The sequence below is a fragment of the [Bacteroides] pectinophilus genome, assembly GCA_025146925.1.
GTDB classification, from domain to species: domain Bacteria; phylum Bacillota; class Clostridia; order Lachnospirales; family Lachnospiraceae; genus Bacteroides_F; species Bacteroides_F pectinophilus.
Map to the genome: position 1 here is coordinate 923,888 of CP102260.1, position 16,268 is coordinate 940,155.

9 protein-coding genes and 4 pseudogenes are annotated in these 16,268 nt (G+C 39.4%); 11 read left to right on the top strand and 2 right to left on the bottom strand.

The window, feature by feature from the left end:
* The first annotated feature begins 112 nt into the window (after positions 1-112).
* Both NQ488_04295 and NQ488_04300 read left to right on the top strand, forming a co-directional pair.
* On the top strand, positions 113-1,831 hold the full coding sequence (locus NQ488_04295; GenBank protein ID UWN96535.1) for a MobA/MobL family protein: 1,719 nt from the start codon (positions 113-115) through the stop codon (positions 1,829-1,831).
* Between the two features lie 430 nt (positions 1,832-2,261).
* The gene (locus tag NQ488_04300) at positions 2,262-6,770 is read left to right on the top strand and encodes a bacterial Ig-like domain-containing protein (protein ID UWN96536.1); all 4,509 of its coding nucleotides are present in this window, start codon (positions 2,262-2,264) and stop codon (positions 6,768-6,770) included.
* A 111-nt stretch (positions 6,771-6,881) separates the two neighbouring features.
* Here the strand turns inward: NQ488_04300 and NQ488_04305 are convergent, their stop codons facing one another.
* Positions 6,882-7,109, bottom strand: coding sequence for a DUF6061 family protein (locus tag NQ488_04305; protein ID UWN96537.1), 228 nt, complete (start codon positions 7,107-7,109; stop codon positions 6,882-6,884).
* A 266-nt stretch (positions 7,110-7,375) separates the two neighbouring features.
* On the opposite strand from NQ488_04305, the pseudogene NQ488_04310 reads away from it, so the two are divergent.
* The 9 genes and pseudogenes from NQ488_04310 to NQ488_04350 all read left to right on the top strand — a co-directional run bounded on the left by NQ488_04310 (position 7,376) and on the right by NQ488_04350 (position 14,861).
* A pseudogene (locus NQ488_04310) lies at positions 7,376-8,023 on the top strand (hypothetical protein).
* A 63-nt stretch (positions 8,024-8,086) separates the two neighbouring features.
* Positions 8,087-8,994 (top strand): annotated as a pseudogene (locus NQ488_04315) (recombinase family protein).
* Between the two features lie 319 nt (positions 8,995-9,313).
* A complete protein-coding gene (locus tag NQ488_04320; GenBank protein UWN96538.1) occupies positions 9,314-10,003 on the top strand; it encodes a response regulator transcription factor in 690 nt (229 codons plus the stop codon).
* The gene (locus NQ488_04325; GenBank protein UWN96539.1) at positions 9,979-11,244 is read left to right on the top strand and encodes a HAMP domain-containing histidine kinase; all 1,266 of its coding nucleotides are present in this window, start codon (positions 9,979-9,981) and stop codon (positions 11,242-11,244) included. The genes NQ488_04320 and NQ488_04325 overlap by 25 nt, the downstream gene beginning before the upstream one ends.
* A gap of 493 nt (positions 11,245-11,737) precedes the next feature.
* Positions 11,738-13,270, top strand: coding sequence for an ABC transporter permease (locus NQ488_04330; GenBank protein ID UWN97102.1), 1,533 nt, complete (start codon positions 11,738-11,740; stop codon positions 13,268-13,270).
* A 211-nt stretch (positions 13,271-13,481) separates the two neighbouring features.
* Positions 13,482-13,601 (top strand): annotated as a pseudogene (locus NQ488_04335) (helix-turn-helix domain-containing protein).
* 1 nt (position 13,602) lies between these two features.
* Positions 13,603-13,854, top strand: a complete 252-nt coding sequence (locus NQ488_04340; protein UWN96540.1) for a type II toxin-antitoxin system RelE/ParE family toxin — start codon at positions 13,603-13,605, stop codon at positions 13,852-13,854.
* Positions 13,855-13,950: 96 nt separating this feature from the next.
* Positions 13,951-14,369 (top strand): annotated as a pseudogene (locus tag NQ488_04345) (recombinase family protein).
* A 15-nt stretch (positions 14,370-14,384) separates the two neighbouring features.
* A complete protein-coding gene (locus NQ488_04350) occupies positions 14,385-14,861 on the top strand; it encodes a hypothetical protein (protein UWN96541.1) in 477 nt (158 codons plus the stop codon).
* Between the two features lie 184 nt (positions 14,862-15,045).
* Here the strand turns inward: NQ488_04350 and NQ488_04355 are convergent, their stop codons facing one another.
* On the bottom strand, positions 15,046-16,263 hold the full coding sequence (locus NQ488_04355) for an IS256 family transposase (GenBank protein UWN97103.1): 1,218 nt from the start codon (positions 16,261-16,263) through the stop codon (positions 15,046-15,048).
* Positions 16,264-16,268: the final 5 nt, after the last annotated feature.

Sequence of the window (16,268 nt, forward strand, 5' to 3'; positions counted from 1 at the left end):
AATCACAAGATATCAAAGCCCTCGGCGTTTGAGAGCGAAATACACCCCTCGCACAAACCTGCGGTTTATGCTCAGCGTATTTCGCCCTTGCAGGGAGCAAAGCCACGCAGGCGTGACTTATACAAATGCTGTCGCATTTGGTTATGCCGGATACGGCAATAAGCCAACAACAATACCACTTATATTGTCTGTTCGTACTCCATTCCCACTAGCAGAGGAAGGAGAAGAAAGCACATTGACAACAAGACATTCATTTATACAGATGACCAAGCTGTCGAATGTCCGGGGAAGAATAACCTATATATCAAGCCATGCAAAGCAGGAACATCTGTATGCTGTCTATGAAACTACGGAAAGAAGTTACTGGACAGAACTTGCACGATGCAGCCAGCAGGAATTTAAGAAAAGCGGTGTTGAGGGAAATTGTATCGAGGCAAGAGAACTTATCATTGCCCTGCCTGAATCACTTTATGAACAGGGAATGCCCGATATGCTGCTAAAATCGTTTACGGATAAATTCAAAGAAAAGTATGGTGTGGAATGTGTTGCAGCACTTCACCACAATAAGCGTATGACAAATTTCCATATCCATCTTATCTTTTCCGAAAGGCAGTTATTAGCGGAGCCTGTTATAAAGATTGCCACAAGAAATATGTTCTATGATGAGCATGGTAATCATGTAAGGACTAAGAAAGAAATCCTTGATGAAGCTGGCAATATCCGCAAAAGATGTAAGGTTATAGGGAAAGGCGAGGTTTATGAGAAGAAGCTGTTTACCTCAAAGAATACGAGGTTCAAGCAGGAAGATTTTCTGGATGAGGTAAAACTATTCTATACCAGAATGATAAACCATTGGGTAACGGACGAAAAAGACAGATTAACAGTATTTGACCGCAATGGTCCATATCTTGCTACCAAGAAGATTGGTAGGAATAATCCAAAGGCAGAACAGATTGAGCAGGATAATAAGTTGCGGATGGACTGGAATCGGGAGGTTGACAGGGCAATCATAAGCAATGTTCCTATGGATGATATTTTACAGATAAAAAGGGAACATATCACAGAACCGATAAAAAGGTCGATTGAAATATATGGGAACAAACCTCAACGATTAGCATTGATACTTAATATGGCGATTACGGAACTGGTACTGCTGATATCGAAGGTGCTTGAAGCAGCCAGAGCTATTCGGAATAAGATACTGCATACAGATGTTACAAATGCCGAAAAAACAGATTTTACAAGCAATATAGTGGTAGATAACACAGATAATACTTCTGCTATTGAAGAATCTACAAAAGTTGAGAATAAAATAACAACGCAAGAAGAAACAATCAAGGAAGTTAATGTTACAAAACCAGACAAGCCTGTAATGACACCAGAGGCAGCCACATATCCAAAGCTTAAAAAAATAAAAGCAGAGCTTGATAATCAGAATAATCTTATCTTTCAGGCTGAACAGCAACGGGGTAATCTTGAGATTGAATTATCTGATTTGAAGGGATTGGCAAAGCTTACAAGAAAAGCTGAATTACAGAGAAAGATTGATGAAAAGACTGATTATATCAATCGATTGAAGATAGGACTTTCAAATATGGTTCGTAACTACGGATTTGAGAACATGAATGAATTTTATCTAAGCTACAAGGAATCTCAAAATGCATATGCAGAGTATCAGCAGGAAGTTGATGACTGGAAGAAATCCAATGACAATGCAGAAACACCAATGAATAAGACAGAAATGATGTCAGAGAAACTTGCCCGATTGCAGAAAGATGTTGGAAAGTTTAGACAAAACAATAGAAGAACATTTGACAAAGAGATGAGGTAATACTCCGCTTCTTTAGAAATGATGTCCAGCCAATATTACTATAATATCAGATTTAAATGATTGATAAATCCTGACATTTTTGCTATTCTAATTATTATAGAAATATTGCAACGGAGGTAGACAGGCATGGCGGTCAGAGAGATAATCTTAACAGCACAGCACAGCACAGCACAGCACAGCACAGCACAGCACAGCACAGCACAGCACAGCACTCTGACTGCGCCTTTTTTTCGACTGTTCATATTCATAAAAGGAAACGGATAAAAGCATCAATAAATATGTACATGGATAAGATGTATGTATTTAGTGGTGCTTTTTCTGTCTGATAAGGGGGGATCATTTGATTTGAATTTAAAGCATGGTCATACATGGAAATTAAGAAAACGTATCTATTTTAATACTATATTTACAAAAACAAAGGAGGATTCAGATGAGAAGATTAAAGCATAATTTTAAGAAAGGAATGGCGTTTGTTCTTACCTTTGCCATGATAGCAGGACTGGTTCCTGCTATGTCAGGCGGAGCAAATAAGGTGCAGGCAGCATCCGGTTCGGGAACGGAACCAAGTGTGTCAGCCTATGCCACAAAGACACAGTTGATGGATAATACATTTGCCCCGAATGCAGATGGAACTGCAGAAAATTATGGAATGATTGTATTTGGTAAAAAATCAGATGGAATAACAGCACAGGAATGGTATATCTTAGGAGAGGATAAGGGTGTATCAGGGGATAATACCATCATCTTTGCCACAAGCCCCATAGCAACAGGGCAGAAGTTTAATTCAAGCTATGACAATAAGTCTTTTGCTTCAAGTTTTGGTGTATATGAAAGTAATCCATCAGAAGTATATGCAAACCACTACGGAGCAAGTGACCTTCGAAAGGCATTGCAGGGTATGGCTGCGGATATAAACTATTTCACCAAAGCCGAGCAGCGCTTGATGAATGATACCGCAGTGAAAACGATGGACACGAAGAACAGTAATGTGACCTATACCACCAAAGACAAGCTGTATGCATTACAGGGAGATTTTAATGATAATAAACTGCAGGCAGGAACCAGTGACAGTACAGTACTTGCCAGGTATAGTTACTGGAACAGCTATTCTTCGAGCTACGATTTTTGGTTCTGGTCGCGCTCGCCTTACGCTGATGATGTTAGCATTGCGTTGATAGGTATTCCGGGTCTGATTGTCGGCAACCGCTATGTTGACTACGATTTAGCTGTTCAGCCCGCTTCCAATCTGAATCTGTCATCTGTTCTCTTCGCATCTGCTGCGACAGCAGCATCATCTGATCAAGCAAAGTTAGGAACAATCGCATTGGGTAAGGCGATGACTTTAAGACTTGACGGAACAGGTAAGAATATTGGTACAGTAACCTATAGTGCCACAACAGGTGATATTAAGGTGGTGAGGGGTGATACATCACAACCCGTGTCACTTGTCGTACAGGGCAATGATGGAACAAACGATTGGTATTACAGTAAACAGATTACAGGAACAGAGACGATAAATGTATCTGCTATTGAGGCAGAATCAAATACACCGGCATCAATCAATTTATCAGCCTGCAAAATCTGGCTGGAAATAACCGAGGATAATGTTTCATATGCAGTAAACGCAGAAAAAGAGATTGAAAAAATCAATACCACCTATGTAACCAAAGAACAGTTGATGAATTCATTTAAACCATACAGTAATGGAACTGCAGTAAATTACGGCAAGCTGGTATTTGGTAAGAAATCAGATGGAACAACAGCACAGGAATGGTACATCTTAGGAAAGGATGAGGGTGTATCAGGGGATAATACCATCATCGTTGCCGCAAGCCCGATTGCAAGAGGGCAGAAGTTTAATTCAGACATAAGCAATAAGAATGATGAAAATCTATGGTCAGATTGTGTTTATAGTGAAGCGACTATAACAGAAGTATACGCAAATCACTACGGAGCAAGTGAACTTCGTGATACACTGCAGGGTATGGCTACGAATACATCCTACTTCACCTCAGCCGAGCAGGGCTTGATGAATGCCACCACAGTGACAACGAAGGATACGAAGAATAGTAGTGTAACCTATACCACCACAGACAAACTGTATGCGTTACAGGGAGATTATGATAATGACCAATACTTGTGGGCAGGAACCGATGACAGTACAGTACTTGCCATGAGTAGTTACTTGAGGAACGGAGAGTGGTTCTGGCTGCGCTCGCCTTACGGTCGTAGTGGTGACACTGCGTTGTGCGCGGATCGGGGCTATTATGTCATCCTCGGCCGTGTCGACATCGACTCCGGGAGCCCTGTTCAGCCCGCTTCCAATCTGGATCTGTCATCTGTTCTCTTCGCATCTGCTGCGACAGCAGCATCATCTGGTACAGAATCGGGAACGATTGCAGAACGTACGGCGATGACTTTAAGACTTGATGGAAAAGATAAGAATATTGGTACAGTAACCTATAACACCACAACAGGTGATATTAAGGCGGTGAAGGGTGGTGCTACCTCACAAACCGTGGCACTTGTTGTGCAAGGCAAAGATGAAACAAATGATTGGTATTACAGTAAGAAGATTACAGGAACAGATGTTGTGAACGTATCTGCTATTGAGGCAGAATCATATACACCGGCATCAATCGATTTATCAACCTGCAAAATTTGGCTGGAAATAACCGAGGATAATGTGGCTTATGCGGTCAATGCAACTGAGACAAATATTAAAATAATTCATTCAATAGCAATTACAGATATTGATACTCCGATGCCTGATACTGCATTGGATACCGAAGCATCATGTACAACAGAAGGTGTAAAAAGCACCACACCACAGATTACATGGACACCAAGTGATACCACAGCGGGATATAATATGAGATACACGGCAAGCATTACACTTACAGCAGATACAGGCTATGAATTTGCAGATAATGTGACAGCTACCGTATCAGGCAATACCGCAACGAGTGTTACAAAGAATGCTGCAGATGATACATTGACAGTAACCAAAGAATTTACAACAGACAAGAGAAAGATAGAAAGTGTAGCTGCGCCGACAGTACCGGAAAATAATACATTTACAGCTTACTATGGCTATGATGGATATGATACAACGCCTATAAGCGGAACGAACACGGAGCTTGGAAAGACGGCAACAGTAACATTTGAAGGAACAACGTCACCAACTACAGAAGATATGGCTGTGACATGGACCATTGAGAGTGACGGAGGAGTTTATGACAAAACGCCGGAAGCAGAGAACATCTTTAGGTGGACAATCCCTGAATCTGCATTGACGAATTATAACGCTGCTAACTGTCAGGGCTATGATACAAGTACAGGCAATATCACAGGCACGATTACGGTTAAGAATAAAGCCGCAACCCCTGTCGCCATCACCGGAACAGACAGCAGTATAACATATACAGGTGAAACCGTTGATGTATCACAGTATTTTAGCATCGACAATAATGCAGGAGCTGCAATGTATACACTTGTTACTGGAACGAATGGCGGAACCGGAAAAGGCACGCTTTCGGGTACAACACTTACCGTAACCCAGACAGGAACCTTTAAGATTAAGGTAAGTACTGTAGCAAACGGAATCTTTGCGGCAGGAGAGAAAACAGTTACTCTTACGGTAGATAACGGAACCATCCTGTATACGGCAACGGATTACAGCACAACCTATGACGGACAGCCACACAGCATCAGCGTGAGCGTGACCAATCCTGAAGGAGCAGCCGTAACCTACAGCACCGATGGCATAACCTACGGCAGTGATAATCCTTCTTTTAGCAATGAAGGTACGTATACCGTATACTATCGGATTACGAAGGATAACTATACTACCGTTGAGGGTTCAAAGACAGTAACCATAAATAAAAAGCCTGTTACCATAACAGCACAGGAACAGGATATTGTCTGGGGTAAAGATATTAACCAAAGTCTGTATACCGTATCAGAGGATGGACTCATTACAGGTGACAGCATTAAAGAAATAACCCTTACACCAAGCACAACAGATCGTACAGAGAATGGAACAATCTCCGTAAGTGGTGTGAAGATTGAAAATGCTGCAGGTGTGGATGTGACAGCCAACTATGATATCACAATGGCTAATGGTAATTTGAAGATTACCCACAATACAGCCCTTGCTCCTGAGCGGATTGAAGCATCAAAGACAAAGACCACGTATACAGCAGGCGATACCCTGAATGTGGATGACCTTGCAGTCACTGTGTACTATGCAGACGGATACAGTGAACCTGTGCAGGATTATACAACCAATGTATTCGCAATAGATATGTCAGCGGATGGAGATAAGATACTGACAGTATCATATACTAAGAATGGCGTAACAAAGACAAAGGATATTACAATAAAGGTAAATGCAGCTCTGGCATCTTATAAAATTATATCTGGTGCAGACAGTGAGTGGAAGCAGAATACAGACAGAACCATCACTATCGGAGGAAATGGAGAATTTTCTAAATTTGAAAGCGTAAAAGTTGATGGAAGCATAATTGATGCAAAGAACTACATCGCAAAAGAAGGTTCAACGATTATTATCTTAAAGGCAGATTACCTGAAAACACTTTCTGTCGGAACACATTCATTTGAAATCGTATGGGCAGATGGCTCAGCAGTTACAAGCTTTAAGGTAAGCAAGAATACATCAGATAATGAAGGTAGTAAAGACAACAACGGTAATAAGGACAACAGCAATGATAATCCAAATAGTAATCCGGCAGCTGTACCTGATGACAAGAAAACTAATGACAGTAACAGTGGAAATAATACAGACGACAGCCAGCAGATAACAGCACCTCAGACTGGCGATAACAGCCATCTAATGCTCTGGGTGACATTATTGGCTGCTTCACTTGCAGGTCTGCTTGCATTGTTAAGTGTACGCATGAAAAAAGATGATGAATAATATGCAGCGTTAAGACTTACGGCATATATATTCAGTAAAGGGGATAGTTAGCACGAAAGAAATGCTGGCTATCCCCTCTGTATATATGGTGGTATATGCAGAGTGTTATTCTTATGCGTCTTCTGCATCTACCCACATCTGCATAGTTCCATCAAGATATAGCTTAACATACTCTAGTGGCTCATCAATCGCAAGAGCATTTAACGAACATTGTGAGCAGGGAGTAGTTTTTAGTCCATCCTCTGCCTTATTACAGTCAATGCGTAACATATATCCGGCAGATGTGTAGATATCAATGCTGTTGTGATACATATTGTATTCTGCGTAAATGGTATTCATGTTGTGTCTCCTTAAAATCAAAAAATATTGAAGCATTTCAATCAGTTCACCATGTCAGTTTTATTTTGTGTTATACTGTTTTATAAGATTTTCTTTCCCTTACTTTTTCCCTTATCAGAGTTCGTAAAAACCTGTGGGAAGATATAACACAAGGGAAAGTCTAAGGGAAAGTTCACCTACCACAAACTTAGTGTTTTCAATGGCTCGTGAGAAATTTAGTAACAAAATATAACAGTTATTAAATTCCTTAGAATAGGTGAAATCTCAATCGTGATTTAATAGGTCAGCGGGAAATACTTCAGTTAAGCATGGAAACTGCTAACAACAGAATAGAAATTAACAAAATCAACTCAGATATGATATCTCTTGAAAAGCAGATTTCAGATGTTGCAGAAGGCTTGAAGGATGTTGTGACAAAATCTGAGTTGGCTGATATGATGAACAGCTTTGTTTCAGATGATGATGAAAAATGGCTCATGTTTAATGCAAAATTCAGTAGTGCAGATGAGGTATATGAGTCCATTTATAAACAGGCAAAGTCGTCAATATATGTCGTTGACAATTATATTGGCTTAAGGACGCTGGTACACCTTAAGAATTCTCCGGCTGGAGTAGCTATTATTTTATTCAGTGATAATGTTGGAAATAATAAACTTCACAACATAGAATTTACAGATTTCTGCAAGGAGTACCCAACAGTAAATTTGTCAATGAAAAAGACAGGCGGTATATTTCATGATCGATTTATCGTATTAGATTATGGAACTGCTGATGAAAGGGTTTTCTTATGTGGGGCTTCATCAAAGGATGCAGGAGCTAGAATAACCAGTATTGTTGAAGATTATGGAATATCTAAATATGCCCCTGTGATTGCCACACTGTTGAAAAATCCAACTTTGATTTTACCACAATAGAGGGGAGTGAATGTATTGAAAAAGAAAACAAAATGCTACATATATACTCGTGTATCAACAGCAATTCAGGTTGATGGTTACAGCTTGGATGCACAGAAGGACAAACTAAAAAAATATGCAGAATTTCAGGATATGGAGATTGTCGGAGAATATTCCGATGAAGGGCATTCCGGGAAGAATATAAAAGGTCGTCAGGACTTTATGCGTATGCTGAATGATATTGAAGATGGCAAGGACGGAGTTGATTTCGTCCTTGTATTTAAATTATCCCGATTTGGCAGAAATGCGGCGGATGTACTCAGCTCTTTACAGCTTATGCAGGATTATGGTGTGAACCTAATCTGCGTGGAAGATGGAATTGACAGCTCAAAAGAAGCCGGCAAACTGCTTATATCTATCATTGCGGCAGTAGCAGAGATGGAGCGGGAAAATATCAGGGTGCAGACAATGGCTGGGCGTGAGCAGAAGGCGAGAGAAGGTAAATGGAATGGCGGATTTGCTCCGTATGGATATAGGCTGGAAAATGGGGAGCTTGCATAGGAAAAGCGTTAAAAAAATAATTACAGGCGTGAAAAAGTTCATGATCCGGAACATGCACATATTTTGTCCGGAATACCAGATATTACTATTATTGCAAGAATACCGTGAATGCTACCGGGCACAAGTGTACTTTCCGACGCAATATCGAGCAGTCACAGATTGATGATATGCTTGCAAAGCTGATTACAGCAATGACAAAAGAAGGAAAATTTAAGGATGCCATTCAGGATAATATTGGAGCTACAGTCGATACAACGGATATGGAAAAACAGTTATCTGTGTTAAATGCAAGTCTTCATAGGGCGAAGACAATAAAAACCCGCCTTGAACAGCAGATGGATAATCTGGATGTTACGGACACTCATTACGATAAAAAAATATCAGATTTACAGAGACGATTGGATGCTCAATATGATAGAATAGATGAAGTGTATTCAGAATGTACGGATGCAGTACCGATTATTAAAGAAGGCAAGGAAGTAGCACAAATCAAGGGGATTTCTTTGGACAAAGAGAAATCGGATGAGCATATGGTTTCCTTGGAAAAGTTATCAACACTTGAGACGGTTGTTCTTTTGTCCCAACTGAAACAAAAGCCGGATGATTACATTAATGTCACGATTGAACTTGATGATATGGATATAACATCTGCAGAGACTAAGGCTACATATGATGAGATAAAGAGAGCGCAATTGTGGAGGCATTGAAGCATTTTAAGATGAATAGTTAATAAAGAGAGGTGCAGATGCTATGCCAGGTATACTCGTGGTTGAAGATGATGAAAATTTAAATCGTGGAATTACATTCTCACTGAAAAAATCCGGATATGAGGTTTTTTCAGCAGAATCAGTGAAAAAAGCGAAAAGAATTGCAAGTGATAATAATGTGGATGTTACCATTTGTGATGTGAATCTTCCGGATGGGAATGGACTGGAATTTGTAAGGTGGATGAGATGCAATTATAATACATACATTATTTGTCTTACAGCACTAGATCAGGAGATGGATCAGGTCATGGGATATGAAGCAGGGGCAGATGATTATATTACAAAGCCGTTTAGTCTTTCGGTACTTCTTTTGAAAATAGAAGCACATTTCCGCCGCAGACAGGAGAAAACGGAAGCCGGAAAGATGATTTCGGGAGATATCGTATTTATCGCAGGAGAAATGAAAGTCCTGATAAAGAGTCGTGAAATCAGTCTGACAAAAACGGAGTTGAAAATGCTGACTTTTTTTCTTCAGAATCCGAAACAGATTCTTTCAAAAACACAAATACTGGAAAATGTGTTTGATCTGGAAGGGGATTTTGTGGATGAAAATACAATCGCTGTCAATATCAGAAGACTCCGTGAGAAAATCGAAGACAATCCGGCTGCACCGGTCTATATAAAGAATATCAGAGGCCTTGGGTATATATGGAATCAGGAGGTAAGGCAGTGACAAAGAGATATCGCAAGAAGATTACAGTAGTGCTCTCCTTGGTATTACCTGTCATATTATTGTTTGCAATATTAAATTGCTTTACCACGTATGTGTTTTATGAAGATTATAAATATAAAATGAATCTTATGACAGAGATTGCTGCAAAGGAAGAATTTTCCGGGCTGGATGCTGTTTCGGAATTGCTTAAGGATAAGGATATTGAAACTAACGAACAGGGAAGGCGATTATTGGAGCAATATGGATACTGGGGGAATAAAGGGAATGCATTTTATATGCAATTCCGGCATCAGGTTATGGTGACCGGTGCTGTAAGCACTGTGATATGCGTGCTTCTTTTGACTTTTTTACTTTATTGGAAGAAAAAAGAAGATGCGTGTCATCAGAAAATTTTAGACCAGTTGGAAGAAATTTTGATCAGATTCCGTGAAAATAAATTTGATGATTTACTGAAAACGGAAAATCCAGCAGAACTGGAAAAATTGAATGACCAGCTTGAAGCAATCGGACATCATATTCAGTTGCTAAATGAAGAAGCACGGGAAGAAAAGGAGAACACGAAAGAAATGGTTTCCGATATCTCTCACCAGTTAAAGACACCGGTTGCAGCTTTGGATACATGTTTTAGTGTGCTGATGCAGAATGACTTAAGTGCCACAGAACAGGAGGAGTTTCGTATCCGTTGTCGGAGTGCTCTGGATGGACTGGAGACATTATTGCAGTCGCTTCTTGAAATATCCAAGATGGAAACTGGACTGATTCAGATTAATAAGAAAAAACTTCCGCTTATGGATACTGTCATATCTGCTGTGAACCGCACTTATCCTAAAGCGGATGAGAAAGAAATTGAATTCGTTTTTGACTATGAAAAAGAACTGGAAACATGCACGATTATGCAGGATAAAAGGTGGCTTGGTGAAGCTGTGATCAACGTTCTGGATAATGCAATCAAGTACAGCCCGGATGGTTCAAAAATATTTATCCGGTTACAAAAAAGAAACGATCTTGTAAGAATGGAAATTGAGGATCAGGGAATTGGTATTCCGCAGAATGAGTATCACAAAATTTTTCAACGATTTTACAGAGGAAGTTCCAAGGATGTCATGGAAAAGAGTGGTACAGGAATCGGACTTTTTCTATCGAGAGAAATTATCGAAAAACACGCAGGTACAATCATGGTAACCTCCGGCAAAAAGAAAAAAGGAAGCACGTTTGTGATTCAATTACCATATGTTGGTTAAGTTTTAAGTGAGCAGAAAGATCGGAGATACGGTTACACTGGATTACCGCGCAGGGATGCAGTCAGAATATAAGCCGGAAGAATTTGTTGTCAGCGGAATCCTATATGATCGGGATGAGTATACCATCGAGGCATCTTATGTTGCTTTCGGGTCACAGGAGTTTTATGATGAGCATGTCGCAGAGAATGACAGACAGTATAATATTTATTTTACTTTAAATGATTCTGCAAATGTATCTATGAATAATATTGATTCGGTTATAAAGCAGATTGCAGCAGCTTGTGGGATCGAAGAAAAAAACGTTATAGTCAATGATCTCTATTTGCAATGGGTCTTGCAGCCGAGTTATGAAACGATTGCGGTATGCGGGGTTTTGATTCTTGCAATTGTACTTTTCTCTGTTGTGGTCATTTATAATATTTTTCAGGTCGGTATTGCCAACAAGATACAGGAGTATGGAAAAATCAAGGCTCTGGGAGCGACAAAAAAGCAGATGAAACAACTGATCTTCAGAGAGGGTATGTTTTTGACAATTTCTTCAATACCGGTTGGATTGCTTTTTGGCTTTCTGATTGCAAAATGCGGTTTTAACTGGCTGGTAGAACAGGGAAAACTTGTATCAACCGGAACTGGCTCTATGGGAGTCCAAAATCAGCAGATGCCACTGTTTTCCCTGCCTGTTATGCTTCTATGTATTTTCGTGTCATTTTTTACCGTTGCTTTGGCGCTGCGTAAACCAATGAAAATTGTTTCACGGATTTCACCTATCGAAGCAACACGGTATTTAGAAAATGCAGAAACACACAAAAAAGGAAAACGAAATGGCAGAAAAAATGTCACCGTGTTTTCTATGGCAATGGCAAATGTAACGGGTAATCCCAAAAGAACTATTGGTACTATCCTCACAATGGGTTTTTCTTGCGTATTGTTTGTGATTATCTCTAATTATGTGGGAAATATTGACACGGAGCATGAAGCACGTCTTTCTGTTAATCATGGACAATTTGAACTGCAGCTTGACTATTCTGCTGAGTACGATGAAAGATATCCGGAGAATAATCTGGATACGATTCTGACGGATGATCCATTGAATGATTCGCTGATTGAAGAAATCAAAAGCATTCCGGGAGTGACAGATGTCATGACGAGAGAGATTGTCTCTGTAAATCTGAACGGAACAAGATTTCCGGCTGATATTGTGAGTGAAAATGATTTTGATTTTATGCGCCAAGACGGGGATATTGGCTCTATGGACTATGATCAGGCGGTAAAGAATGGTGATATTTTCTTTGGCTGGTCGACGTGGATGGAACAAGACGGATATGCTCCGGGTGAATCCATTGCATTTGACTTTGAGAATGGAAGTGGAACCTATACCTATCAGGGAAAGATTGCAGGATCTTTTGTAAGTGCGGACACTTATCTTGTCATTCCGGAAGGTGTATATCGTTCCATGAATCCGAGAGGAACAGCCTATGGCTATCTGTGGGTGGACTGTGATAAAAAAGATGTGGCATCTGTAGAACAAAGTCTGAATACTTTGATTTCTAATACTTCGCATATAAAAATGGATACTTATCATGCGCAGTTACAATCTGCCGAATTTGCAAGCAGCATGATGAAGCTTGGCTGTTATCTGTTTATGGCGGTTGTAGGACTCATCGGTTTTATGAATATGGCAAACACCATAATCATGAATATTACGACAAAAAAGCAGGAATATGGTGTATTACAGGCTGTGGGTATGACAAATAAACAATTAAATTTATGTCTGCAGTTACAGGGAATGATGTTTACGGTTGGTACCATATGCGTAGCTTTGGTCATTGGTCTGCCGCTCGGCTATGCACTTTTTTCCTATGCAAAACATAATGGAATATTTGGAATGAATATCTATCATGTTCCAATCGTACCAATTTTTATTATGATTTTTTTGGTCGGTCTGTTGCAGATTGTACTTTCCTGCGTTTTAAGCAGTAATCTGAAAAAGGAAACGCTGGTAGAAAGAATAAGGTATCAGGGATAGCAAGTAATATGTAATGAACTAGGTCTTAACGAAGAGGAGAAATAGATAACTTCCAATTTGTATGTATGGTAAATCTAAACTGTATTTTAGCAATATTTCCTATTGGTTAATTAAATTGAATAGAAATTAAACACTGTTCAATTGTGCAATCTATATGAATCTGATATGCTGAGTATACAAAAGCTTTTGAATTTTTTAGGAGATGAAGCAAATGGATATAGGCGTTGTTATAAAAAAATATAGAAAAGAAGCTGGTATGACGCAGGAGGAGATGGCAAACAGATTAGGCGTGACGACACCGGCTGTAAACAAATGGGAGAATAGTAATTCCAATGGCACCGGATGCAGCAGATAATCTGCTTGACAAGATGAAAGCAGAGATTACTAAGTTGTCAAGTTTTCCGAAAAAACATTCCTTGATTGATGAAGAGCCATGGAGGACTGAGGGAGTACGCAAGATTGTTGTTAAAAATTTCCTGATTTACTATTGGGTTGATGATGAAAATAACAGAGTTCAGGTAACAGCAGTTATTTATAGCAGGAGAGACCAGATCAGGCAGCTAAGCAATATGGATATGGAGTAGTGGCTTAATCTATAAGGATTACTATAAAAGTATATAGTTGCAAATATATAAAACTGAATACATGCAATGAAAGAAGCAGATATGTGGAAATATTCCATGAATGTATTGAAAAAGAAAACAAAATGCTACATATATACTCGTGTATCAACAGCAATTCAGGTGGATGGTTACAGCTTGGATGCACAGAAGGACAAGCTTAGGGAATATGCTGAATTTCAGGATATGGAGATTGTAGGAGAATATTCCGATGAGGGGCATTCCGGTAAGAATATAAAAGGTCATCAGGAATTTATGCGGATGCTGAATGATATTGAAGATGGAATTGACAGTCCCAAAGAAAACGGTAAACTGCTATATCTATCATTGCTGCAGTAGCAGAGATGGAGAGGGGAAATATCAGAGTGCAGACAATGGCTGGGCGTGAGCAGAAGGCGAGAGAAGGTAAATAGAATGGCAGATTTGCTCCTTATGGATATAGGTTGGAAAATGGTGAACTTGTCATTGCAGAGGATGAAGAGGAAAGGTAGATAATGGGTGAAAAAAGTATAGGTGGTAAACTGATTATATTAGCTATGGTAATTCTAATTATTGCATTTATTTTTTGTTTGTTTTACGAAAGTATTTCTTACAAATCAAGATATATTAAAATCAATTATGTGTGTGAATTACCAATTAGCTCGAATATGGATAACATAGTTTTGTTGAAAGATCCATTTCCGAGATTGAGATGTATAAGTGTTTTAGAGTTTGAAAAACTTTTAGGAGGGATTCTTGATAGGACAGATTTGTCAGAGAGTGAGACTGACAATATTAAAGCTTTAATAGAAAATGTACCGGACGATAAGTATATCTATATTTCAATTAGATATAAACTGGAAGGTGTATTTTACAGTGAGAAATCTGGGTCCTATGGACACAATGGAATTTATGGTTCTCAAGAATATGAAGCAGTATTTATTTATTGGGCTGATGAACCATTGGGAAACATGATTGATGGTTATATCTAATAACGAATTGAGTGAAAAGTGGAGTGACGGGAGACCGTTTCAAGTTTTGTGTAAACGTTAAAAACTGATATAAGATTTGTGAATAGTTACAAATGGGCAGAGCCGATTTTCCGGATTCTGCCCATATCTGCATTATACAGTAGTTTTTTGGCATGTCAATAAAACCTGCCTAAAATTGACTGCTTTACAGGTTCCGTCCTGCCAGACGTTCTTCAAAATAAATTTCAAGCTGGGAATGGATCTGTCCCCAGTCCTGCCTGTGTCCGGTCCATTTTTTCGTGATATCCATGGTTGCCAGATACAGCATTTTCAAAAGGCTGTCATCTGACGGAAAAACGGTCTTGCTTTTGGTCACTTTCCGAAGCTGACGGTTGAATCCTTCAATGGCATTTGTGGTATAAATCAAACGTCTTACAGCTTCTGGATACTTGAAATAAGTGGACAGTGTTGCCCAGTTATCATGCCAGGATTTATAGATTTTTGGGTACTTGGAATCCCATTTATCCTTGAACAATTCTAACTCATTTAAAGCTGTTTCTTCCGTTGGAGCTGCATATACAAGCTTCAGATCAGCCATCAGTTTTTTGATGTCTTTGTATGAAACAAACTTCGTTGAATTACGAATCTGATGGATGATACACTGTTGAATCTCTGTTTTTGGATAAACAGCCTCGATTGCCTGTGGAAATCCATTTAAACCATCAACGCATGCAATCAGGATATCCTCAACGCCTCTGTTTTTTAATCCATTCATGATAGAAAGCCAGAACTTTGCACTTTCGTTTTCTCCAACATACATTCCAAGAACATCTTTTTTCCCATTCATATCGATACCAAGGGCAATGTAAACCGCACGTTTTACAATACGTCCTTCACTGCGGACGTGATAGTGGATTGCATCCATAAATACTACAGCATACACTTCTTCCAAAGGGCGTTCCTGCCATTCTTTTACAATCGGCAGGATTTTGTCTGTGATCCGGCTGATTGTGCTGTCAGAAATATCAATATCGTATAATTCACGCATGTGGGATTCAATGTCTCCAGTTGTCATTCCCTTGGCATACATGGAAAGTATTTTTTCTTCCATGTCCTGAGTTACGGTATTCTGATATTTTTTAATCAGCTGTGGTTCATAATCACCGTTACGATCCCTTGGTATAGCTACATCCATATCTCCATAACTGGTGTGCATGGTTTTGCTGGAATGTCCATTTCTACTATTGTCTGTTTCTTTGTTCCGATAGTCATACTTGGAATATCCTAATTCTTCATCTAGTTCTTCATCCAAAGCACCTTCCAAAATGACAGACATCATGTCACGCATGATGCTGTTAACATCAGTGCCATCTTTGATGCTGATATCATTATTTTTCAGATAGTCACGCATCATTTCTCTCATTGCTG